The following is a 22,371-nucleotide window of genomic DNA, read 5'->3' as shown; positions in this document are numbered from 1 at the left end:
GACATAATCGCAGCCGTGGGCGACACGGGCGCGGGACCAGTACTAGTCCTGGGCGGGCGCAGCGAGATCGGCATCGAGCTGGCCCGCCTCCTGGCGCCCGGGGCGACGGTGGTGCTGGCGGCGCGCAAGGCCGACCAACTCGACGACCAGGTCGCCACGCTCAAAGCCGCCGGTGCCAAGACGGTGCACACCAGAGAATTCGACGCCGACGACCTGGATTCCCACGGCGCCCTGGTCGCCGCGGTCATCGCCGACCACGGATCCATCGCCACCGCGATACTGGCCTTCGGAATCCTCGGCGACCAAGCCCTCGCCGAGACGGACGCCGCCCACGCGGTCGCCGTCGTGCACACCGACTACGTCGCCCAGGTCAGCATGCTCACCCACCTGGCGGCCGCGATGCGCGAGGCCGGCACAGGCCGACTGGTCGTGTTTTCCTCGATCGCGGGCGCTCGCGTGCGTCGCGCCAACTACGTCTACGGCTCGGCCAAGGCCGGCCTGGACGGCTTCGCCAGCGGCTTGGCCGACGCCCTGCACGGCACCGGCGTCAAACTGCTGATCGCCCGCCCGGGTTTCGTGATCGGGCGCATGACGCAGGGCATGGATCCCGCGCCGCTGTCCAGCACACCCACCCAGGTGGCCAAAGCGACCGCGCGCGCGCTGGCCAAGGGCCGACGCACCGTGTGGATCCCCTGGGCGCTGGGGCCGGCTGCCGCCGTGATGCGGCTGCTGCCGCAGTTCGTCTGGCGCAGGATGCCGCGATGATCATCGTGGTGGGCATCGGCGCCGACGGCATGGCCGGGCTCGCTCAGACGTCTCGCGATGAATTGCGAAGGGCGACAATAATCTACGGATCGAAAAGGCAACTCGACCTGCTCGACGAAACGCTAACCGCACCCCGCCGGCAGTGGCCCTCGCCGATGTTGCCCGCGCTGCAGACGCTGCTCGACGACCACACCGCGGACGTGCATGTGGTGGCCAGCGGCGACCCGCTCCTGCACGGCATCGGCGGAACGTTGATCCGGCTCCACGGCCCCGGGCGAGTCCGGGTGCTGCCGCACGTGTCCTCGGTGACGCTGGCGTGCGCCCGAATGGGCTGGAACCGCCACGACACGGAGGTGATCAGCCTGGTCACCGCGCAACCGCACACCGCGGTCCGCCGCGGCGGCCAAGCCGTCGTGCTTTCGAAAAACGCCACCACACCGAGAGAACTCGCCGCTCTCCTCGACGCGCACGGCCGCGGCGACTCCGAGTTCACCGTTCTGGAAAACCTCGGCGGCCCAACCGAACAGCGTCGTGACGGCACCGCAAGCCACTGGGCCGCTGAGCCACCCGATGACGTCGACGACCTCAACGTCATCGCCATCCGATACCTGCCCGACGAACGGACGTCGTCGCCGCCCGACGAAGCGTTCGCCCACGACGGGCAGATCACCAAACACGGAATCCGCGCGGTGACACTCGCGGCACTGGCCCCGCGCCCGGGTGAACGCCTCTGGGACGTCGGCGCGGGCTCCGGCAGCATCAGCGTCGAATGGTGCCTTATCGGAAAAGGTTGCAGCGCGGTGGCTTTCGAGCGGGACGAACGACGTCGCGACAACATCGCAGCCAACGCCGCAGCATTCGGCGCCCCCATCGACGTGCGCGGCGAGGCCCCGGGCGCGTTCGGCGGCACCGAGCCGCCGTCGGCGATCTTTATCGGCGGCGGCCTCACCCAGCCCGGCCTGCTCGATGCCTGCCTCGGCGCGCTGGCGGCCAGCGGGCGCCTCGTCGTCAACGCCGTCACCGCGGAATCCGAAGCCGTTGTAGTGCAGGCTTATTCGCGCTTAGGAGGCCAACTGCGACGCTTCCAGCACTATCACGGCGAGCCGCTCGGCGGCTTCACCGGATGGCGGCCGCAGATGCCGGTCACCCAGTGGACGATGACGAAATGACGGTCTATTTCATCGGAGCGGGTCCGGGCGCCGCCGACCTGATCACCGTCCGCGGCCAGCGACTGCTCGAGTCCTGCCCGGTATGCCTGTACGCGGGGTCGATCATGCCCGACGATCTGCTGGCGCTCTGCCCGCCCGACGCGAAGATCGTCGACACCGGACCGCTGACGCTGGAGCAGATCATCACCGAACTCGCCGACGCCGACGCGGCCGGTCACGACGTGGCCCGGCTGCATTCGGGTGACCCGTCCCTCTACAGCGCGCTGGCCGAACAATGCCGACGGCTCGACGCGCGGGGCATCGACTACCAAATCGTGCCCGGCGTACCGGCTTTCGCCGCGGCTGCGGCCGCGCTGAAGCGGGAGCTCACCGTCCCCGGCGTCGCCCAGACGGTGACGCTGAGCCGGGTCGCCACCCTGTCGACCGCAATGCCGGCCGGTGAGGACCTGGCCAGCCTCGCCCGTTCGGGCGCGACCCTGGTCCTGCACCTCGCGGCGGCCCAGATCGACGCCATCGTCCCGCAACTTCTCGACGGCGGCTATCGACCCGAAACACCGGCCGCGGTCGTGGCTTTCGCGAGCTGGCCGCAAGAGGTGGTGCTGCGCGGCACGCTCGCCGACCTCGCCGACCAGATGCACCGGGCCGGCATCACCAAGACCGCGGTGATCGTCGTCGGCGACGTGCTGGCCGCCGAGGGGTTCACCGACAGCTACCTGTATTCGACCGGGCGGACGCGGGGGAGCCGGCACTGATGCGAGTGCTGCTGCTCGGCGGCACGGCCGAAGGTCGCGCGCTGGCGAAGGCGCTCCACCCGGACATCGACATCGTCAGCTCCCTGGCAGGGCGGGTACCCGACCCCGCGTTGCCGGTCGGTCCCGTCCGCATCGGCGGCTTCGGGGGCGTCGAGGGGCTTCGGCGCTGGCTGCTCGACGAGCGTATCGACGCGGTGGTCGATGCGACCCACCCCTTCGCGGCGGCCATGACGGCGCACGCGGCGCAAGCGTGCGGTGAACTGTCGATGCCGCACCTGGTGCTGGCCCGTCCGGCGTGGGAGCCCGGCTCCGCGATCGTGGTGGAATCCGACTTGCGGGCGGCGGAAACCGTTGCGCAAGAGCGATTTTTGCGGGTATTTCTCACCACCGGGCGTTCGGGGACCAGGGCCTTCGCCGGCAGCGACGCGTGGTTTCTGATCCGCGCGGTCACCGAACCCGACCCCTCCTCGCTGCCGCGCCGCCACCAGCTGGTCCTGTCCCGCGGGCCGTATCGATACGACGGCGAGGTCGCGCTGATGCGGGAACACCACATCGACGCCCTGGTCACCAAGAACAGCGGTGGGGCGATGACGCGGGCGAAGCTGGATGCGGCCGTGGCGCTGGGCATTCCGGTGGTGATGGTCGCGCGGCCGCCGCTGCCGCCCGGGGTGACGGCGGTGGCCAGCGTCGACGAGGCCGTCGAATGGGTGACGCGGCTGAATTAGCCCGTCAGGTCGTCGCGCTCGACGTCTGCGGCCAGCAGCGCGTCACGGGCGCGCGCGACGCGGGACCTGATGGTGCCCACCGGGCAGCCGCACACCGCCGCCGCGTCGGCGTAGGGCAAACCCAACAACTGGGTGAGCAACAAGGCTTCTCGTTGCTCGGCGGTGAGTCCCGCGATCATCGTGGTGACCTCGACCAGGTCTTCGAATCCGCGGGCGTGGCGATCGCCGCGCATCACGTGTTCCGGATCGGCGCCCGGGGCGGAGCGCGGCCGCGACTGGACGTGGCGGATGTGGTCGGCCACCACGCGTCGTGCGATGGAAAGCAGCCAGGTCCGGGCGCTCGAACGCCCGGAGAACCGTTCGATCGCCCCGATCGCGCGCAGGAACGTCTCTTGAGTCAGGTCGTCGGCGCTGCCCGCGTCCGACAGATAGGTGACGAACCGCCACACGTCCTGCTGGGTGGCCTTGATGAACGCCTCGAGCGCCCGGTCGTTCCCACGCGCGGCGGCCAACGCGAGCTCGGTAACGGCCTCGTCATCGCTGGACGCGATCATGGCGAACCACCTTTGTTTCGCGGGCTCAGTGAGTCTACGACGGCCTGTCGTAGCGGCTGCGGCGGGGTCGGCGGCGGACCGGTTGATGGGCCACAGGTGAGCGCGGCGCCTGACTGCGGGGGACTCGGCTGGCCAGGCCGCGCCGTCCGCAGCATCGGACGCGCCCATCCGGTCCGATCGCACCCGTTCCCGCGCCACCAGCAACGCGAACGCGAGGCCCAGCAGCAGGGGCATGTGGCTGGCGATGCGCGTCGCAGTGACCTCGCCGGCGAACGCGTCGACAATCACGTAACCCAGCAGCGCGACCGAATAGACGCCCGTAATCGCCGCCACCCCAATCGCGGTGACCGGCCAGACGCCGGCGGCCACCATCGCCAGACCCAACGCCAGCAACCAGGCGGTGGACTCGTGCATCAGATGCTCGCCGGACATCGCGCCGTGCATGTGGCTGGACACCATGCCGAAATCGACACCGCTGATCTGCGCGGCGGCGATCGCCACCTGGAACAGCCCGACCGCGATCAGTCCCCACCGCCGGTAGTGCGAACGCAGCCAACGCATCCTGCGCTGGTGGCCGGAGGACTCTTCGCCAATGTTCGCCATGATTCGCGACACCAGGTCGGGCCCGTCGACCGGCTCGACTGACGCCAGCCGGCGGGTCTGCGCGGCGGCGCCGATGAGCCAGGAGCGGCAGCGCCGGCACGATTCGAGATGGGCATCGACCTGCCGCGCGAGCGCCTGGGGACGCTCGCCGTCCAGTCGGGCCGAAAGCGCCTCACGCGCCGCGTCACACCGCATCCCTGCATCGTTGCGCATGCCCGGGCCGGGCGCAAAGAGCCCCCGAAATCAGCCGGCGGGAACTAATCCGTCCGGCGAACCGACCACTGGACGTCAACAGCCCCGACATTCGAAGAGGTATTCGTGTTCCTGCCCGAAAACCCCCGACGGTGACCGCCCCGATCTGGATCGCCTTCCCGCCCGAGGTGCACTCGACGCTGCTCAGCAGCGGGCCCGGAGCCGGGCCGATGCTCGCCGCCGCCGCTACATGGTCGTCGATGAGCAGCCAATACGCCGAAGCCGCAGAGGAACTCACCGGGCTCCTGGGCGCCGTGCAGGGCGGCGCGTGGGAGGGGCCCACCGCCGAGCAGTACGTCGCGGCCCACGCCCCGTACCTGGCGTGGCTGCTGGAGGGCTCCGCCAAGAGCGCGACGGCCGCGGCGCTGCACGAGACGGCGGCCGGGGCTTACACCGCGGCACTGGTTGCCATGCCGACGATGCCCGAGCTCGCCGCCAACCACGCGACGCACGCGGCGCTGGTGGCGACGAATTTCTTCGGCATCAACACCATTCCCATCGCCGTCAACGAGGCCGACTACGCGCGCATGTGGGTGCAAGCCGCCACGACGATGACCACCTACCAAGTGGCCGCCGAATCCGCGCTCGCGGCGGTCCCCACCACCACGCCCGCGCCCATGATCGTGGCCCCGGCCGCGGAGGCGAGCGTCGCAAGCGCGCAGGCCGCCGACACTCCGCAACCGGCGCGGACCTACCCGTCCTGGCAGGACCAGCTCACCGCGTGGCTGCAGCAGTACACGAAGAACTTCGCGTGGCCGGTCTCCAAAGACCTCAACCCCGGTGGCTGGCCGTTTCCGCCGGTGCCGTTCGTCAACGGCCTCGCCTCGTTCTTCGGTCAATTGGGACTCTCGCCGGCGCTTTCCAGCGCCCTGGGCTGGGCGATCTTTCACACGCTGATGATCTTCTGGCCCTTCATGCAGGCCGCCATCCAGATGGCGGTGGTTTTGGCGCCGATGGTGGTGTCCGTGCTGGGCGCCGCAGCGGCCGGGGGAGCAGCGGCCGCGGTCACCGCGGTCAGCGTCGCGGCCCCGCTGTCGGCCGCCGCGCCGCTGCCGGCGCCCGCGGCCGCGCCGGCGCCGATGGCGACCGCGCCGGCGCCGGCGATCGGCACCGCTCCGGCGAGCGTGAGCAACGCCCCGACCATGTCCAGCGCCCCCGCATCGACGGTGGCCGCACCGGCCGGTGGCGGACCGTTCGGCGGCGGGCCGGGCGCCGGCTTCAGTCCCACGGCCACGGACGGCATCGGAGCGGGCATGTCCGACGCCCTGTACGCCGTGGGACTGTCCGGGCTGGCGGCCCGCGGCAGCGCCAGCGGCCGGTCACGTCGCAAATCGGAGGAACCGGCGCCCGACGACGTCGACGCCCCCGCCGCGGCCGCCGCGGCCGCCGCGGCCAAGAAGAAGGCGCGGGCCCGCCGGCGCCGCCCCGGAACGGCCACCGACCGCGCGTACCGCTACGAATTCATGGACCTCGACCAGGAGTCGGGGGCCGGCGACGAGGACCCGGACGCCGTGCGCGCCTCGGACCAGGGCGGGGGACCGCTCGGATTCGCCGGTGCCGCAGCGAGATCCGGTCTCGCGCAGCCGACCGGGTTGGCGACGCTGACCCGCGACGGGTTCGGTGACGGGCCGACCGTGCCGATGATGCCCAGCAGCTGGCGCAGCGACGATTAACCGAGCGGGTAGCGCCGGGGTGTGAACACCCGGTCGCCGGAATCGCTTGCATGCCATTGCGTTTGCGACGATCCGACGATCAGCAGGCAACGCATGTCCACCTGCGCGGGGTCTAGATCGGCCAGCCGCACCACGCGGACGTCCTCGTCGGGCCCGGAAACGCTGCGGCCGACCACCACCGGCGTCCCGGGCTCGCGGTGTTCCAGCAGCAGGTCGCGCATCGCGCCGACTTGCCACGTTCGCGACTTGGACGCCGGGTTGTAGATGGCCAGCACCAGGTCGGCGGCGGCCGCCGCGGCCAGCCGCTCGGCGATGATCTCCCACGGTTTGAGCCGGTCGGACAGCGAGATCACCGCGTAGTCGTGGCCCAGCGGAGCGCCGACCCGGCTGGCGACGGCCTGGGCCGCCGTCATCGCCGGAATCACCCGGATCGCCACTCCCGGCCACTCTTTGGCCTCTTCCAGCACCGCGGTCGCCATCGCGAACACCCCGGGGTCCCCCGAGGACACCACCGCGACGGCACGGCCCTGCTCTGCCAACGCGCAGGCCAGTCGGGCGCGCGCGGGCTCGTCTGTGTTGTCGCTGGGGTGCCGGCGTTGGCCGTCGCGCACCGGGACGCGATCCAGGTAACCGGCGTAACCGATCAGGTCGGTGGCGCCGGCCAGCTCACGCCGGCTCTGCGGGGTCATCCAGTCGCTGCCGCCGGGACCCAGGCCGACCACCGCGACCGTGCCGGCCGCCGCTGGCTGCCGTCCGCGGCGCCCACCCGGCAGCATCGCCAGCGAGAAGTAGGGCACGCCGGCCTCGTCGACGTCGGCGGCGGGCAGGATTCGCTGCCCGGCGGTGCTGGCCCGCTCGACGTAGAACGCGTCGTCGAGTTGCCCGGACGCCGAAAGCGCTTCGCGCACAGCGCGATACGAGCGACCAAGTTTCAGCACCACCGCGGCGTCCGCGTCGGCCAGGCGGCGGGTGAGCTCGGCGACCGGCAGGGTGCCCGGCAGCACCGAGAGCACCTCGTCGCCGGCCACCAACGGCGTCGCGATGGCCGCCGACGCGGCGCTCACCGACGTAACCCCCGGCACGATGACGGCGTTGAACCGCTGCGTCAGCCGGGTGTGCAGGTGCATGTAGGAGCTGTAGAACAGCGGGTCGCCCTCGGCGAGCAGCGCCACATCGCGGCCCGCGTCGAGATGAGCGGCGATGCGCGCGCTGGCTTCCACGTAGAAGTCCTCGAGGGCCCCGGCGTAGCCGCCGGGGTGGTCGGTCACCTCGGTGGTCACCGGATAGATCAGGTGCTCCTCGATCTGCCCGGCCCGCAGGTACGGTTCGGCGATCCCGCGCGCGATGCTGCGGCCGTGCCGGGCGCTGTGGTAGGCCACCACGTCGGCCTCGCCGATCACCCGCGCCGCCTTGACGGTCACCAGCTCCGGGTCGCCGGGTCCCAGCCCGACACCCCAGAGAGTGCCCCGCGTGGTCATTCGCGGTCGCTCGCGATCGCATTGACCGCGGCGGCGGCCATGGCGCTGCCACCGCGGCGGCCCCGCACCACCAGATACGACATCCCGCGCGGACGGTCGATGAGCTCCTGTTTGGACTGGGCCGACCCGACGAATCCGACCGGCCCGCCCAGGACTCCGGCCGGCGGGGAAACCCCTTCGTCGACCAGCTCGAGCAACCGGAACAGGGCGGTGGGCGCGTTGCCGATGGCCAGCACGGCGCCGGGCAGCCGATCGGCCCACAGCTCCACCCCGGCCGCCGATCGGGTGGTGTGCCTGCGCGAGGCCAGGTCCGCGGCGCGCGGGTCGGCCACCAGCGACACCACCTCGTTGCCGGCCGGCAGCCGCGCGCCGGTGATCCCGGCGGCCACCATCGACGAATCGCAGAGCACCGGCGCGCCGCCGCGCAGGGCGGCGCCGACGCGCGCGGCGACGTCGTCGGTGTAGGCGACGTGCTCGGCGACGTCGACCTGCCCGCAGGTGTGGATCAAGCGCACCACCACCCGCGCGATGTCGTCCGGGAAGCGGGCCAGGTCGGCTTCGGCCCGAATGGCCGCGAACGACTGCCGATAGATCTCAGCTGCGTCGCGGATGTAGTCGAGCACCCGCTTACCCTAAGGTCCTGGCGGCGACCCGCTTCGCCCGGCTTCGCCGCGCTTGCGGTCACCGCGTAGCTGGCGGTATCCATCGCCAGTCGCCAGCAGCACCTCGCCGGTCAGCGGGCTGCCGCACGCGCGGTCGCAGCCGACGAAATGGCGATGCACTCCCGCATCCCCGCCCAGCGCCGCGGCCGCGTCGGCCCGGACATCGGCCAGCGAATGCGCGCATCCGGGGCTGCCGGTGCAGGCGCTGACGTTCAGCCAGGGGGAGTTCTCGTCGAACACCAGACCCAGCGGGGCCAGCACCCGCAGCGCGACGTCGGCGACGCCCTCGTCGAGATCGCACACCAGCACCGAGCGCCAGGGTGTGATCACCAGCGGCGTCTCGATCGCCGCCAGGAATTCCGCGACCCGCGCGGACAGCACCCCGAGCGGCACCGCGGCGCCGAGCGCCACCCGGCCATCATCCTGGTTGATCCAGCCCACCGGCGGCCTGGTGACCGCGGGAAAGGCGACGGCGCCCAGTTCCGCGCCGGGCAACAGGCTTTCGACGTCGTCCAATTCCTTGACACGCCAAGCGCTTCCACGTGTCGCCGCGAAACGTGTCGCGATCATGACCAGCGTCTCGATCACCTCGCCGGCCGTCAGCCGGACGCCGGTGTCGCGTCCGGCGAGCAACAACGCCCAGCCATCGGGAAGCGCGTGCACACCGACGTCGGCGCACAGGCCGGAAACGTCGGCGCGCCCGTCGTCGAGGCCGAACCAGAATCGCCCGCCCAGCTCGACCAGGCTCGGCTCGGCGCGGATCGCCTCGTCCAGCTCGACGACCCACGGACGCACGTCGACAGTCCCGCCGGCCCGGCCGGATAGCGGCGAAGCGACGATGTTGCGTACCCGCTCGTGGGTCGCCGAGGGCAACAGCCCCGCGTCGGCGATGGCCTCGGCCGCCGCCGTCACATCGGTGATCCCGCGCAGCTGCACGTTGCCGCGCGCGGTGAGCTCGAGCGTCGCCGAACCGAATTCGGTGGCCACCCGTGCCAGCGCGGCGAGCTGAGCGGCCGTCAGCATGCCGCCGGGCAGCCGGACCCGCGCCAGGGCGCCGTCGGCGGCCCGGTGCACCTGCAGCGCACCCGGGCATGCGTCGGTGTCGCGGGATCTGGGCACGCGTCCACGGTACGGGCCTGGTCCGCCTCACGATTGGGGTCTCGGGATCCGGGGCACCCTCGTCCGCATGCAGACGGTCGAATACGCCCCGGGCCGCTTGGCTGATGTCTACGGCGACTCCACTCGCCCCACGGTCCTGTTATGGCACGGCATGCAGACCGACGCGCGCGCGGCCTTCGGTCCGCTCGCCCGCCTGCTCGCCGAACGTGGCGCGGCGGCGGTCGCACCGGACTGGAACTCCCACGCCGACGACGGCGGGCGCGCAGACCTGCTGCGGTCGCTCGACTTCGCCCGGGAACGTGCCGCCGACCCCGACGGCATCGTGCTGGTCGGGTGGTCCATGGGTGGGTGCGCAGCGGCGGGCCTGACGCTTCGCGGCGACGTCCCCTTGGCGCACACCGTCTGCCTCGCCGGGGCTTTCATGGTGCCCGACCCGCTCACCGGCCGGGTGCCGACCGAGGCGTTGACGCCGGAGGGCGGCGGCACACCGTTGACGTTGCTGCACGGCCTGGCCGACGATGTCGTCCCGGTGACGGCCAGCAGGGACTTCGCCGCCGCCTTGCGACGGGCCGGCTGGCCGGTGGAGTTGGTGGAGCTGGCGGCCGACCACGGGTCCATCGCGGGCGCCGACTACGACGCCGCCGCGGATCGCTACGAGCCGGGCAAGAGCGACGAGGCGCTGCGGGTCGCCGGAGAGGTCGCCGCCCGGATCGCGGCGACCCTACGGTACGAATGAGGGGTGGCTGAGCCGACCATCCTTTTGCTGTCGACGTCCGACACGGACCTGATCAGCGCCCGCGCCAGCGGAAGAAATTATCGGTGGGCCAACCCTTCGCGCCTGGATGAAAGCGAACTGCCGGAACTGCTCGCCGGCGCGTCGATCGTGGTGGTTCGCATCCTCGGCGGTTACCGCGCCTGGCAGAGCGGGATCGACAGCGTGGTCGCCAGCGGCGTGCCCACCGTGTTGGTCAGCGGTGAGCAGGCCGCCGACGCCGAGCTGACCGGGCTGTCCACGCTCGCCGCCGGCATCGCGGTGCAGGCGCACATCTATCTGGCGCACGGCGGCGTCGAGAACCTCCGCCAGCTGCACGCCTTCCTGTCCGACACCGTGCTGATGACGGGGTTCGGGTTCAGCCCGCCCGTCGTGACACCGACCTGGGGCGAGCTGGAGCGGTCACACCCCGGCGAGTCCGACGGCCCCACGATCGCCGTCCTGTACTACCGCGCGCAGCAGCTGGCCGGCAACACCGACTACGTCGAGGCGCTGTGCCGGGCCATCGAGGACGCCGGCGCGCGGCCGCTGCCGGTCTACTGTGCGTCGCTGCGGACCGCCGAACCCGAACTGCTGCAACGGCTGGGGGACGCCGACGCCATGGTGGTCACCGTCCTGGCTGCCGGGGGACTGAAGCCGGCCACGGCGTCCGCCGGTGGCGACGACGACAGCTGGAACGTCGAACACCTTGCGGCCCTGGACATTCCGATCCTGCAGGGACTGTGCCTAACCAGCTCTCGGGCCCAGTGGAGCGAAAACGACGACGGGCTGAGCCCGCTCGATGTGGCCACCCAGGTGGCGGTGCCCGAGTTCGACGGCCGCATCATCACGGTCCCGTTCTCCTTCAAGGAGATCGACGACGACGGCCTGATCTCCTACGTTGCCGACCCGGAGCGGTGCGCACGGGTCGCGGGGCTGGCAGTCCGGCACGCGCGGCTGCGCCACGTCGCCCCGGCCGACAAACGGGTAGCCCTGGTGTTCTCGGCCTATCCGACCAAGCACGCGCGGATCGGGAACGCGGTGGGGCTGGACACGCCCGCCAGCGCGGTCGCGCTGCTGCGCGCGATGCGCGAGCGCGGGTACCAGGTGGGCGAAATCCCCGGCGTCGACGCCGACGACGGCGACGCCCTGATCCACGCCTTGATCGAACGGGGGGGTCAGGACCCCGACTGGCTCACCGACGGGCAATTGGCGGGCAACCCGATCCGCCTGTCCGCCAAGGACTATCGGGACTGGTTCGCCACCCTGCCCGCCGATCTGACCGACGCGGTGACACGGCATTGGGGCCCGCCGCCCGGGGACCTCTTCGTCGATCGCACACGAGACCCCGACGGTGAAATCGTCATCGCCGCAATGCAAGCCGGCAACCTGGTGCTGATGGTGCAGCCGCCCCGCGGTTTCGGCGAGAACCCGGTGGCGATTTACCACGACCCCGACCTACCACCCAGCCACCACTACCTGGCCGCCTACCACTGGCTCGACGCCGGGTTCGGTTCGCACGCCGTGGTGCACCTGGGCAAGCACGGCAACCTGGAATGGCTGCCCGGCAAGACGTTGGGCATGTCGGCCGCCTGCGGATCCGACGCCGCGCTGGGCAACCTGCCCCTGATTTACCCCTTCCTGGTGAACGATCCGGGTGAGGGCACCCAGGCCAAGCGGCGGGCGCACGCGGTCCTGGTCGACCATCTCATTCCGCCGATGGCGCGCGCCGAAACCTACGGCGACATCGCCCGGCTGGAGCAATTGCTCGACGAGCACGCGAACGTCGCCGCGCTCGACCCCGGCAAGCTGCCCGCCATCCGCCAACAGATCTGGACCCTGATCCGGGCCGCCAAGATGGACCACGATCTCGGGCTGACTGAGCGGCCCCCCGAGGATTCGTTCGACGACATGCTGCTGCATGTCGACGGCTGGCTCTGCGAGATCAAGGACGTGCAGATCCGTGACGGACTGCATGTACTGGGCCAAAAGCCTTCGGGGGAAACCGAACTCGACCTTGTGCTGGCGATCCTGCGCGCCCGCCAGCTGTTCGGGGGAGAGCAGGCCATCCCGGGATTGCGGCAGGCGCTGGGCCTTGCGGAGGACGGTACCGACGAACGCGCATCGGTCGACTCGGCCGAGGCAGCGGCCCGCGGACTCATCGCGGCGCTGCAGGCCAGCGGCTGGGAGCCCGACGCCGCCGACCGCATCACCGACAACCGCGAGATCGCGGCGGTGCTCCGGTTCGCCGCCACCGAGGTGGTGCCCCGCCTGGCCGGCACCGCGGCCGAGATCGACCAGGTGCTCGACGCGTTGGACGGCCACTTCATCCCGGCCGGCCCGTCGGGCTCACCACTGCGCGGTCTGGTCAACGTGCTGCCCACCGGCCGCAACTTCTACTCCGTCGACCCCAAGGCGGTGCCCTCGCGGCTGGCCTGGGAGGCCGGCGTGGCGCTGGCGGATTCGCTGCTGACCCGCTACCGCGACGACCATGGGCAATGGCCGCAGTCGGTGGGGCTCTCGGTGTGGGGCACCTCGGCGATGCGCACCGCAGGCGACGACATCGCCGAAGTGCTTGCGCTGCTGGGAGTTCGGCCGGTTTGGGATGACGCGTCGCGGCGCGTCGTCGACCTCACCGCCATACCGCTCGCCGAGCTGGGCCGTCCGCGCATCGACGTGACCGTGCGGATCTCGGGGTTCTTCCGCGACGCCTTCCCGCACGTGGTGACGATGCTCGACGACGCGGTGCGGCTGGTCGCCGGGCTCGACGAGCCGGCCGACGACAACTACGTGCGGGCGCACGCGCAGGCCGACCTGGCGCAGCACGGCAACCAGCGCCGCTCCACGACAAGGATTTTCGGCTCCAAGCCGGGAACTTACGGCGCCGGGTTGCTACAGCTGATCGACAGCCGCAACTGGCGCGACGACGCCGACCTGGCGCAGGTGTACACCGCGTGGGGTGGCTTCGCCTACGGCCGCGACCTGGACGGCCGAGAGGCGGTCGACGACATGAATCGTCAGTACCGGCGGATCGCGGTGGCCGCCAAGAACACCGACACCAGGGAACACGACATCGCCGACTCGGACGACTATTTCCAATACCACGGCGGGATGGTGGCCACGGTGCGGGCGTTGACCGGGCAGGCGCCGGCCGCCTACATCGGTGACAACACCCGGCCCGACGCGATTCGGACGCGGACGCTGTCCGAGGAGACGACGCGGGTGTTTCGCGCCCGAGTGGTCAATCCGCGCTGGATGGCGGCGATGCGCCGGCACGGCTACAAGGGTGCGTTCGAGATGGCGGCGACGGTGGATTACCTGTTCGGCTATGACGCGACCGCGGGCGTGATGGCGGACTGGATGTACGAGCAGCTCACCCAGAGCTACGTGCTGGATCCCGAGAACCGGAAGTTCATGGCGGAGTCCAATCCCTGGGCGCTGCACGGCATGGCCGAACGACTGCTGGAGGCCGCCGGCCGCGGCATGTGGGAACAGCCGCAACCGGAGACCCTCGACGGCCTGCGCCAGGCGCTGTTGGAAACCGAGGGGGACCTGGAGGGCTGACCCCTGACGCGAGTGTGCGGCTAGCCGCACACTCGGCAGCGAACGTGCGGCTGCCCGCACACTCGGCACGGGCGGGCTACGGGGCGTAGGTTGACACCGTGACACCCACCTTCGCCGATCTCGCCAAGGCGCAATACATCCTGCTGACCACGTTCACCAAGGACGGCAAGCCCAAGCCGACGCCGATCTGGGCCGCCGCCGACCAGGATCGGCTGCTGGTCATTACCCAGGAAAAGTCGTGGAAGGTCAAGCGGATCCGCAACACTCCGCGGGTCACGCTGGCCACTTGTACCATGCAGGGCAAACCGACCAGCGAGGAAGTCGAAGGCACCGCCGCCATCCTCGACAAGTCGCAGACCGCCGCCGTGTACGACGCCATCGGCAAGCGCTACGGCATCCTCGGTAAGGTCTTCAACCTCTTCAGCAAGCTGCGCGGCGGCATGGAGAACAACGTCGGCCTCGAACTCAGGGTGTCCCCGACGTAAGGGCCATGGGCACCGTTCTCGTCCCGATCCCGGACCGCGACTTCGACCCGACCGAGGTCGCGGTCAGTTGGCGCGTCCTGACCGACGACGGGCATCGGGTGGTGTTCGCCACCGAGAGCGGAACGCCCGGCGCGGCGGACGACATCATGGTGAGCGGCCGTGGCCTGGACCTCTGGTCCGCCCTGCCGGTGCTGGGGGCCATTCCCGTCATCGGTCTGATGCTGCGGGCGAACAAGGACGGGCGCAACGCCTATCGGGACATGTTGGCGTCAAACGAGTTTCAGCGCCCGGTCGCGTGGGCCCAGGCCACCCTCGACGGCATCGACGCGCTGCTGCTGCCCGGCGGGCATCGGGCCCGCGGAATGCGCAGCTACGTCGACAGCCACATCCTGCATCGGCTTGTGGTGGACGCCTTCAAACGCGGCATGGTCGTCGGCGCCATCTGTCACGGCGTGCTGCTCGCGGCGCGCAGCGTCGACCCCGAGACGGGCCGCTCGGTGCTCTACGGGCACCAGACCACGGCCCTGACGTGGGCGATGGAGCGCCTGGCGTGGCGGTTGACGCGTGTCACCCGGTTCTGGGACCGAGACTACTACCGCACCTACACCGAGGAACCCGGCCAGGCGGAAGGGTACATGTCGGTGCAGGCGGAAGTGACTCGTGCGCTTGAAGATCCGACGGACTTTCGCGACGTGGTGCGCGGTTCACCGGACTGGCGGCGCAAGACCTCCGGCATGGCGCGCGACACCGCGACCGACCCGCGGCCCGCGTTCGTCGTCGACGACGGCAACTACGTGTCCGCGCGCTGGCCCGGAGACACGCACACGTTCGCGACGGTCTTGTCGCGAAAGCTCAACTGACGCAGCTACGTCGTCGCGCCCGCCGCCAAGTGCTCGCCGAAGAACGCGAACACCCGGCGCCAAGCGTCCTCCGTGGCCGCCTCGTCGTAGCCGAAACCGGTGATCCGCAGCAGTGGCTGGGCCGGCAGGTCGTTGGCAAAGCTATGCCCCACACCGGGATAGACCTTCACATCGGCAGTGATGTTCTTCCTGGCGATGGTCTCGCGCAGCTTCTCGGGCGCGCCCCGTCCCAGCGGGTCCTTGGCGCCGAAACTGGCCACGATCGGGCACGCCCCGTCCAGCGTCTTGTCGAGGTTGCGGGGCAGGGGAGCGCCGTAGAACGGGGCGGAAGCGCCGAAACCCTTGGGAGACATGACCAATGCGAACTGGCCGCCCATGCAGAACCCCGCGATGCCGACCTGGCCGGAACATTCCGGCATGGCTTTCAGGTGATCGCGCGCCGCCAGGATGTCCGATAGGGCGCGGCCGCGCTGCGTCTGCAGCTCCTTCATCACCCGGGTGATGCAGCGCATCCGGCCGCCCCGCGCGTACATGTTGGGGGTGATCGCCACATAGCCGGCCTGGGCGATGCGCTTGTTCGTCGACTCCTTATCCCTGCCGTATCCGAACGCGTCATGAATCACGACGACGCCCGGCCACGGGCCCTGACCCGAGGGAAGGTCCAGCAGCGCGTCGATCGGTCCGTCGGGCGTGTCGATCTCAATCGTGGTCATAGCGTCATCTAACTGCAATCGCCCCGGACACCACCATGGGAACTTCGACGCGGTCGGCGTACGTTGCCCTGACATGCTGTCACGGCTGTTTCTCGGCTACGCCGTCGTCGAGCTGGCGGCGATCATCGCCCTGGTCTCGACGATCGGGTGGGGTTGGACGCTGCTGGCATTGGCGGGCACCTTCCTGCTCGGATGGGGCCTCCTGGTGCCGATGATGGGCTCGCACCTGCTGCGCCAGGTCGGCGACCTCCGCTCCGGTCTCGCAGAGCCCCGCACCGCGGTGCGGGACGGGACGCTGGTCTCGCTGGCCACCCTGCTGGTCTTGGTACCCGGCCTCGTGACAACGGCGCTGGGGCTGTTGCTGATGGTGCGACCCGTACGGTCGGCCGTCGGGCCCGGTTTGGCCGCGATCGCGATGCGCGGACTGCGGCGGCGCATGCCGCTGCTCGCCGACACGACTCTGTTCGGCGCCGGCGCGCGTCAGACCGGCGGCCCCGCGCAAGACGGCTACATCGACGGCGAGGTCGTCGACGTCCGGGACTACCGCCCGCCCGCCCTCGAGAACGAGCCGGTCCGCGGCGGATTCCCGGGCCGGCCCGCCTGGGACTGATCGCCCCGCCCCGAAGCCCACGTAGTTTTGCCCTGTGAGCCACACGCCCACCACGCTGTTGGTCAATGGCCGGGTGCACAGCCCGAGCCATCCGGACGCCACCGCCATGGCGGTGCGAGGCGACGTCATCGCCTGGCTGGGCAGCGACGACGTCGGCCGCAGCCTGTTTCCCGACGCTGACATCGACGACGTGGACGGCGGTTTTCTGGCGCCGGGATTCGTGGACAGCCACATCCACCTCACCGCCACCGGCCTGACGCTCAGCGGCCTCGACCTGCGCGCGGCCGGCTCGAGAGAGCAGTGCCTCCAGCTGGTGGCCGATTACGCGGCGGCCCACCCGGGCCTTCCCGTCTGGGGCCACGGGTGGGACGAATCGTCGTGGCCCGAGAACAGCGCGCCAACCACCGCCGACCTCGACGCCGTCCTGGGTGACCGGCCCGCCTACCTGTCCAGAGTCGACGTCCACTCCGCGCTGGCCTCGACAGCGCTGCGCCAGCGCATCGCGGACCTGCCGGCGGCCGGCGGCTTCCATCCCGACCGGCCGCTCACCGCCGACGCGCACCATCTGGTCCGCGCCGCCGCCCGCGACATGCTCACGCCCGAGCAGCTCGCCGAAGCCCGCACGGCCGCCCTGCGGGCCGCCGCGGCGGCAGGCATCGTCGCGGTGCACGAATGCGCCGGACCCGAGATCGGCGGCCTCGACGACTGGCTGCGGCTGCGGTCGCTCGATCAGGGCGTCGAGGTGACCGGCTACTGGGGTGAGGCCGTGAGCACCCCGGCACGGGCGCGCGCGCTCATCGAGGAGACCGGAGCCCGCGGGCTGGCCGGCGACCTGTTCGTCGACGGCGCGCTCGGGTCCCGCACCGCCTGGCTGCACGAGCCCTACGCCGACGCCGCGGACCGGTTCGGCACCTGCTACCTCGACCCCGACCTCGTCGAGGCGCACCTGCGCGCGTGCACCGAGGCCGAGGTGACCGCCGGCTTCCATGTCATCGGCGATGCCGCGGTGTCGGCGGTGGTGACGGCCCTCGAACGGGTCGTCGCCGACCTCGGGGCGGTGGCCGTCGCCCGGTGCGGGCACCGGTTGGAGCACCTTGAAATGGTCACCGCCGAGCAGGCCGGCCGCCTCGGGCAATGGGGCGTGATCGCCAGCGTGCAGCCCAACTTCGACGCGCTGTGGGGCGGCGCCGACGGCATGTACGCGCGGCGTCTCGGCGCCGAACGAGGCCGTCGGCTCAATCCGTTTGCGCTGTTAGCATCGCAAGGCGTGCCCCTCGCGCTTGGTTCCGATGCGCCGGTCACGGGCCTCGACCCGTGGGCGAGCGTGCGCGCGGCGGTCAACCACCACACGCCGGGCAGCGGGGTCTCCGCGCGGGCGGCGTTCGCCGCCGCGACCCGCGGCGGCTGGCGCGCCGCCGGCATCGACGACGGCAGGACGGGAACCCTGGTGCCGGGCGCGCCGGCCTCCTACGCCGTCTGGGACGCCGCGGCCCTGGAGGTCCACGCGCCCCGCGACGCCGTTCAGCGCTGGTCGACGGACCCGCGCGCCCGGGTCCCGGCCTTGCCGCGCCTGGGCCCGACCGACGCCTTGCCGCGGTGCCGGCGAACGGTGCATCGGGGCGCTGTCATCCATGGCTAGGGAATGGTTCGGCCGGAAAGACCGCCCCGGCCCAGCCGACGAGCCCGACCCGGCGGCCGGCGACCTGGCGGTCCCCCCGGACACCGACCCGATCGGCGACGAAGCCGAATCGGATCGCGACGACGATCCCGCCGACATCGCCCCGGAGTCCGGGGCCGGTGACGCCGCCGCGGAACCGGGCGCCGTGCCGCTCACGCACCGACTGCGGCCGGCGCTCGCGGCGCTGGGGGCGGGAACGCTCGCGCGGCTGCCCGGCGTCCGGGCGGCCATGCTGCCGCGGCTGACCCGGTTGCCGTGCGCCATCGGGGGCGGCGTTCTGCTGTTCACCAGCTTCCCGTCGCTGAATTGGTGGTGGGCCGCGGTCGTTGCGGCCTCGCTGCTGGCCTGGGTGCTCAAGCATCCGGCAACAACTCCGGCCGGTGGTCTGGGCTACGGGTTCCTGTTCGGGCTGGCGTTCTATCTTCCGCTGCTGCCCTGGGTCAGCACGCTCGTCGGCGCCGTGCCCTGGATGGTGCTGGCGATGACGTGTGCGCTGTTTCCCGCGCTATTCGGCCTGTGCGCCGTGCTCGTGCGCGGGCTGCCGGGCTGGCCCGTCTGGTTCGCGCTGGTGTGGGCGGCCCAGGAATGGTTGAAATCGATCGTCCCGTTCGGCGGCTTCCCATGGGGAGTGGTGGCATTCGGACAAGCGCAGGGCCCGTTCCTGCCGTTGGCCAAGCTAGGGGGGCCCGCGCTGCTCTCGTTGGCGATCGTGCTGATCGGGTTCAGCGCGACCGCGATCGAACTGGAAATCGTCAAGTGGTGGCGCACCGGCAACCGGGCGCACCGCGGTGCCGGCGAAGAGGAGGCGGCCAACGCCGATGCGGCACCGCCTGCGGTGGTGCTGCCCGGCGTCTGCATCTGCCTGGTGCTCTTCGCATCCGTCGTCGTCTGGCCGCAGGTTCGGCACGCCGGCACCGGGTCGGGCGGCGAGCCCTCGGTCACCGTCGCCCTGGTGCAGGGCAACGTGCCGCGACTCGGGCTCGACTTCAACGCGCAACGCCGGGCGGTCCTCGACAACCACGTCCGCGAGACGCTGCGGCTGGCGGAGGATGTGCGCGCGGGGCAGGCGCCACAACCCCAGTTCGTCATCTGGCCGGAGGACTCCTCCGACATCGACCCCCTGGCCAACGTCGACGCCGCGCTGGAAATCTCACAGGCGGCGACCGCGATCGGCGCGCCGATCCTGATCGGCACGGTCTCGGAGCTGCCCGGCAGCCCACCGGAGAACCCCCAATACACCAACACGATGATCGTGTGGAATCCGTCGACGGGGCCCGCCGATCGGCACGACAAAGAGATCGTGCAGCCGTTCGGCGAATACCTGCCGATGCCGTGGCTGTTCAAGCACCTATCCGGCTACGCCAACCGAGCCGGGAACATGGTGCCCCGCCCGGGCAGCGACGTCGTGCACATCGCCGGGGTGCCGATCGGGGTGGCCACCTGCTGGGAAGTGATCTTCGACCGCGTCCCGCGCAAAGCCGTCCTGAATGGCGCCCAATTGTTGGCCGTGCCGAGCAACAACGCCACCTTCAACAAGACGATGAGCGAACAACAGCTGGGCTTCGCCAAGGTGCGGGCCGTCGAGCACGATCGCTATGTGCTGGTCGCGGGCACCACCGGGATCAGCGCCGTGATCGCCCCCGACGGCGCCGAGCTGGTGCGCACCGACTTCTTCCAGCCCGATTACCTGGACATACAGGTGCGCCTGAAGACGAAACTGACGCCGGCGACCCGCTGGGGTCCCATCCTGCAATGGCTCCTGGTCGCGGTGGCCGCGGGGGCGATCCTGGCCGGGATACGGCAGAATGGTTGGTTCGCGCGTCCGGTTCGTCGGAGGTCCGAGGCCCCGAACGAATCCCCAGACACCGGTGCGCCCTCGGGTGAAGCCCCGCTTGACGAGGACAGTCCGCCCGCCGAGGGCGGGGACCAGGCGCCGCCGGGCGACGGCGGTGACTACACTCCGCTCCACGAGGGCGGCCGACGACCGTCGCGTAATTTCGGGCGACACAGAGGAGCTACATGACCACCGGCCAGCCGGCGCCCCGCGGCCCGGGGAATCGTCCCAGCGAGCGTGTCCTGGTGATCATCCCCACCTACAACGAGCGGGAGAACCTGCCGGTCATCCACCGGCGGCTGAAGGACGCGTGCCCCCACGTCCACCTGCTGATCGTCGACGACAGCAGCCCGGACGGCACCGGCGAGCTCGCCGAGGAGCTGGCGGCCGCCGACGCGGGCCGCACCCACGTGATGCACCGCACCGCCAAGGACGGCCTGGGCGCGGCGTACCTGGCGGGCTTCGCGTGGGGTCTGAGCCGCGACTACTCGGTGCTGGTCGAGATGGATGCCGACGGCAGCCACGCGCCCGAGCAGCTTCACCGTCTGCTGGACGCGGTCGACGCCGGAGCCGACCTGGCCATCGGATCCCGCTACGTCGAGGGCGGGTCGGTGCGGAACTGGCCATGGCGGCGCTGGGCGCTGTCCTGGACGGCCAACACCTACGCGCGGCTCGCGCTGGGGATCGGTGTCCACGACATCACCGCCGGCTACCGCGCCTACCGGCGGGAAGTCCTCGAGGCGATCGGTCTCGAGGCGGTGGACTCCAAGGGCTACTGCTTCCAGATCGACCTGACCTGGCGCACCGTGTGCAGCGGGTTCGTCATCGTCGAGGTGCCGATCACCTTCACCGAGCGCGAACTCGGCGTCTCCAAGATGAGCGGATCGAACATCCGCGAGGCGCTGATGAAGGTCACCCGATGGGGCATCGAGGGCCGCAAGACCCGCGCCGGCACCCAGCGCGCCGACAACCGCAGCTAAAGCGGTCTGAGGTCAGCCGCGGCGGCGTGTCCGGATGATTTCGAGCCGCTCCTTGAGCAGCTCTTCGAGCTCTTCGACGCTGCGCCGCTCCAGCAACATGTCCCAGTGCGTGCGCGGGGGCTTCACCTTCTTCGGCTCGGGCAGGTCGCCCTCGATCAGGGTGCCTTCCAAGCCGTTGCGGCACAGCCACGTGCCGGGAATTTCAGCGTCGTCGGCGAAAGGGACCTCGAACTCTTCGCCGTTCTCGGTGCGGTACTTCGCGAGCTGACGTGGGGCGAGGTCGTGATTGCGGTCGGTCTCGTAGCTCACGGCTCCGAGGCGACTGCCTCTAAGGACGCGATCAGCCATGTTGCTACTCCTCTAGGTCTACTGAACTTCGGGCTGCTGTAATGCAATTCTGTCCGCTTGGCAAACGTTGCGGCGGTCTGCGTAGTTCCCCGGTCGGGTGGCCGGCGTACGCGACGCGACCTTCAATGATACCGGGATCGCCGCGCAATCCCGACTAAAGTCGGCAGGCGTGAGCCGCCGTCCCCGCCCGCAGCCGTGCCGTTGGTGCGGTCGAGACGTGTCCGACGCCGGGATGGGACGCCGCCGCCAGTACTGCCGCCAGTCGTGCCGGCAGCGGGCGTACGAACAACGCGCCTCGTTGACCCGGGGCGGTGCCGGCGCCTCGCTGGCCTTGCCTCCCGACGCGGTGGTCCTTTCGGCCGACGACGCCGCCGACCTGTCCGACCGGGTCTACCAGGTGCGGTGCGCGGCGGAGGATGTCGCCACCGCCCTCGACGAGGGAGCGCAGGCGACCGAACTGCGCGAACTGTGCGACCTGCTGATCAGGGCCGCCCGGGCGGCCGACGGCTGGCGCCGGGTGGGCGTCTGAGCCGTCCTGACCACTGCCGATGCATAGCCGGGTAGAGTCGCGCCATGGACGGCGCGTCAGTTGTATCCCGGCGTACCGGGGTCGTGAGATGCCCCGGCACCCGCGGGCGCAACGGCGCGTTCCGGATCCCCTTGGACAAGGCGTGCCTCACGCCGATGCCGGTTCTCCCGTAGCAGTCGGGAGCATCGGGCGTTTTGAAATACCGTCAGAGTTGGCCATACTCACCAGCGACATTCTTGGGCCGGAGAGCGGCACGGCATCGCATCG

The 22,371-nt window shown here is 70.9% G+C and carries 18 protein-coding genes and 2 pseudogenes; 13 read left to right on the top strand and 7 right to left on the bottom strand.

All coding sequences use genetic code 11. The features are described 5' to 3' along the window. Positions 1 to 15 precede the first annotated feature (15 nt). Genes A5691_RS21660 through A5691_RS21645 form a run of 4 tightly spaced genes read left to right on the top strand, consistent with a single transcriptional unit; the run spans position 16 to position 3,411 of the window. Positions 16 to 765 carry an SDR family NAD(P)-dependent oxidoreductase gene (locus tag A5691_RS21660; protein ID WP_067890445.1) on the top strand — a complete coding sequence of 250 codons (750 nt, stop codon included), beginning with the start codon at positions 16 to 18 and terminating at the stop codon, positions 763 to 765. After that, positions 762 to 1,934, top strand: a complete 1,173-nt coding sequence (locus A5691_RS21655) for a bifunctional cobalt-precorrin-7 (C(5))-methyltransferase/cobalt-precorrin-6B (C(15))-methyltransferase (protein ID WP_067890449.1) — start codon at positions 762 to 764, stop codon at positions 1,932 to 1,934. Before A5691_RS21660 ends, A5691_RS21655 begins: the two co-directional genes overlap by 4 nt. Beyond that, a complete protein-coding gene (cobM, locus tag A5691_RS21650) occupies positions 1,931 to 2,686 on the top strand; it encodes a precorrin-4 C(11)-methyltransferase (protein ID WP_067890476.1) in 756 nt (251 codons plus the stop codon). Before A5691_RS21655 ends, cobM begins: the two co-directional genes overlap by 4 nt. Beyond that, positions 2,686 to 3,411: a cobalt-precorrin-6A reductase gene (locus A5691_RS21645; RefSeq protein ID WP_067755047.1), complete on the top strand. Its 726-nt coding sequence runs from the start codon at positions 2,686 to 2,688 to the stop codon at positions 3,409 to 3,411. The genes cobM and A5691_RS21645 overlap by 1 nt, the downstream gene beginning before the upstream one ends. Here the strand turns inward: A5691_RS21645 and sigC are convergent. Together sigC and A5691_RS28800 are read right to left on the bottom strand one after the other, a co-directional pair. Next, entirely contained in the window at positions 3,408 to 3,965 is a 558-nt protein-coding gene (sigC, locus tag A5691_RS28805; RefSeq protein ID WP_231969178.1) for an RNA polymerase sigma factor SigC, read from the bottom strand. The two genes, A5691_RS21645 and sigC, sit on opposite strands and share 4 nt — an antisense overlap. A gap of 147 nt (positions 3,966 to 4,112) precedes the next feature. Next, positions 4,113 to 4,763 (bottom strand): annotated as a pseudogene (locus tag A5691_RS28800) (DUF2275 domain-containing protein); the annotation flags it as partial. 149 nt (positions 4,764 to 4,912) lie between these two features. Here A5691_RS28800 and A5691_RS21635 point away from each other — a divergent pair. Continuing rightward, entirely contained in the window at positions 4,913 to 6,493 is a 1,581-nt protein-coding gene (locus A5691_RS21635) for a PPE family protein (protein WP_068017072.1), read from the top strand. On the opposite strand, the gene A5691_RS21630 is transcribed toward A5691_RS21635, so the two are convergent. The 3 genes from A5691_RS21630 to cobG are packed head-to-tail and all read right to left on the bottom strand — an operon-like array spanning position 6,490 to position 9,752. Then, positions 6,490 to 7,971, bottom strand: coding sequence for a precorrin-2 C(20)-methyltransferase (locus tag A5691_RS21630; RefSeq protein WP_067760907.1), 1,482 nt, complete (start codon positions 7,969 to 7,971; stop codon positions 6,490 to 6,492). The genes A5691_RS21635 and A5691_RS21630 overlap by 4 nt on opposite strands. Further along, complete coding sequence (locus A5691_RS21625; RefSeq protein ID WP_067782262.1) at positions 7,968 to 8,594, bottom strand: precorrin-8X methylmutase; 627 nt, start codon at positions 8,592 to 8,594, stop codon at positions 7,968 to 7,970. Before A5691_RS21625 ends, A5691_RS21630 begins: the two co-directional genes overlap by 4 nt. Positions 8,595 to 8,603: 9 nt before the next feature. Then, a complete protein-coding gene (gene cobG, locus A5691_RS21620) occupies positions 8,604 to 9,752 on the bottom strand; it encodes a precorrin-3B synthase (RefSeq protein ID WP_067782265.1) in 1,149 nt (382 codons plus the stop codon). Between the two features lie 67 nt (positions 9,753 to 9,819). Here cobG and A5691_RS21615 point away from each other — a divergent pair, with 67 nt between their 5' ends. From A5691_RS21615 to A5691_RS21600, 4 genes are all read left to right on the top strand, one after another. Further along, positions 9,820 to 10,488, top strand: a complete 669-nt coding sequence (locus tag A5691_RS21615) for an alpha/beta hydrolase (RefSeq protein ID WP_067782268.1) — start codon at positions 9,820 to 9,822, stop codon at positions 10,486 to 10,488. 3 nt (positions 10,489 to 10,491) lie between these two features. Continuing rightward, positions 10,492 to 14,067, top strand: coding sequence for a cobaltochelatase subunit CobN (gene cobN, locus A5691_RS21610; RefSeq protein ID WP_067782271.1), 3,576 nt, complete (start codon positions 10,492 to 10,494; stop codon positions 14,065 to 14,067). A 98-nt stretch (positions 14,068 to 14,165) separates the two neighbouring features. Continuing rightward, on the top strand, positions 14,166 to 14,552 hold the full coding sequence (locus A5691_RS21605; protein WP_068017069.1) for a PPOX class F420-dependent oxidoreductase: 387 nt from the start codon (positions 14,166 to 14,168) through the stop codon (positions 14,550 to 14,552). 5 nt (positions 14,553 to 14,557) lie between these two features. Next, complete coding sequence (locus A5691_RS21600; RefSeq protein WP_068017067.1) at positions 14,558 to 15,412, top strand: type 1 glutamine amidotransferase domain-containing protein; 855 nt, start codon at positions 14,558 to 14,560, stop codon at positions 15,410 to 15,412. A gap of 5 nt (positions 15,413 to 15,417) precedes the next feature. Here the strand turns inward: A5691_RS21600 and A5691_RS21595 are convergent, their stop codons facing one another. Further along, positions 15,418 to 16,125, bottom strand: coding sequence for a dienelactone hydrolase family protein (locus A5691_RS21595; RefSeq protein ID WP_067760893.1), 708 nt, complete (start codon positions 16,123 to 16,125; stop codon positions 15,418 to 15,420). Positions 16,126 to 16,198: 73 nt separating this feature from the next. On the opposite strand from A5691_RS21595, the gene A5691_RS21590 reads away from it, so the two are divergent. The 3 genes and pseudogenes from A5691_RS21590 to lnt all read left to right on the top strand — a co-directional run bounded on the left by A5691_RS21590 (position 16,199) and on the right by lnt (position 21,227). Then, a complete protein-coding gene (locus tag A5691_RS21590) occupies positions 16,199 to 16,735 on the top strand; it encodes an FxsA family protein (protein ID WP_067890464.1) in 537 nt (178 codons plus the stop codon). 106 nt (positions 16,736 to 16,841) lie between these two features. Then, positions 16,842 to 18,374: an amidohydrolase gene (locus tag A5691_RS21585; protein WP_156675630.1), complete on the top strand. Its 1,533-nt coding sequence runs from the start codon at positions 16,842 to 16,844 to the stop codon at positions 18,372 to 18,374. A gap of 268 nt (positions 18,375 to 18,642) precedes the next feature. Beyond that, positions 18,643 to 21,227: pseudogene (gene lnt / locus A5691_RS21580) on the top strand (apolipoprotein N-acyltransferase). Positions 21,228 to 21,239: 12 nt separating this feature from the next. Here lnt and A5691_RS21570 read toward each other — a convergent pair. Continuing rightward, entirely contained in the window at positions 21,240 to 21,575 is a 336-nt protein-coding gene (locus tag A5691_RS21570) for an RNA polymerase-binding protein RbpA (RefSeq protein ID WP_067760885.1), read from the bottom strand. A 169-nt stretch (positions 21,576 to 21,744) separates the two neighbouring features. On the opposite strand from A5691_RS21570, the gene A5691_RS21565 reads away from it, so the two are divergent. Further along, complete coding sequence (locus A5691_RS21565) at positions 21,745 to 22,104, top strand: hypothetical protein (RefSeq protein WP_082950444.1); 360 nt, start codon at positions 21,745 to 21,747, stop codon at positions 22,102 to 22,104. Positions 22,105 to 22,371 lie beyond the last annotated feature (267 nt).

It is taken from the genome of Mycobacterium sp. E183 (genome assembly GCF_001667735.1).
GTDB lineage: Bacteria > Actinomycetota > Actinomycetes > Mycobacteriales > Mycobacteriaceae > Mycobacterium.
This window is presented reverse-complemented; position numbering and strand designations above follow the sequence as displayed.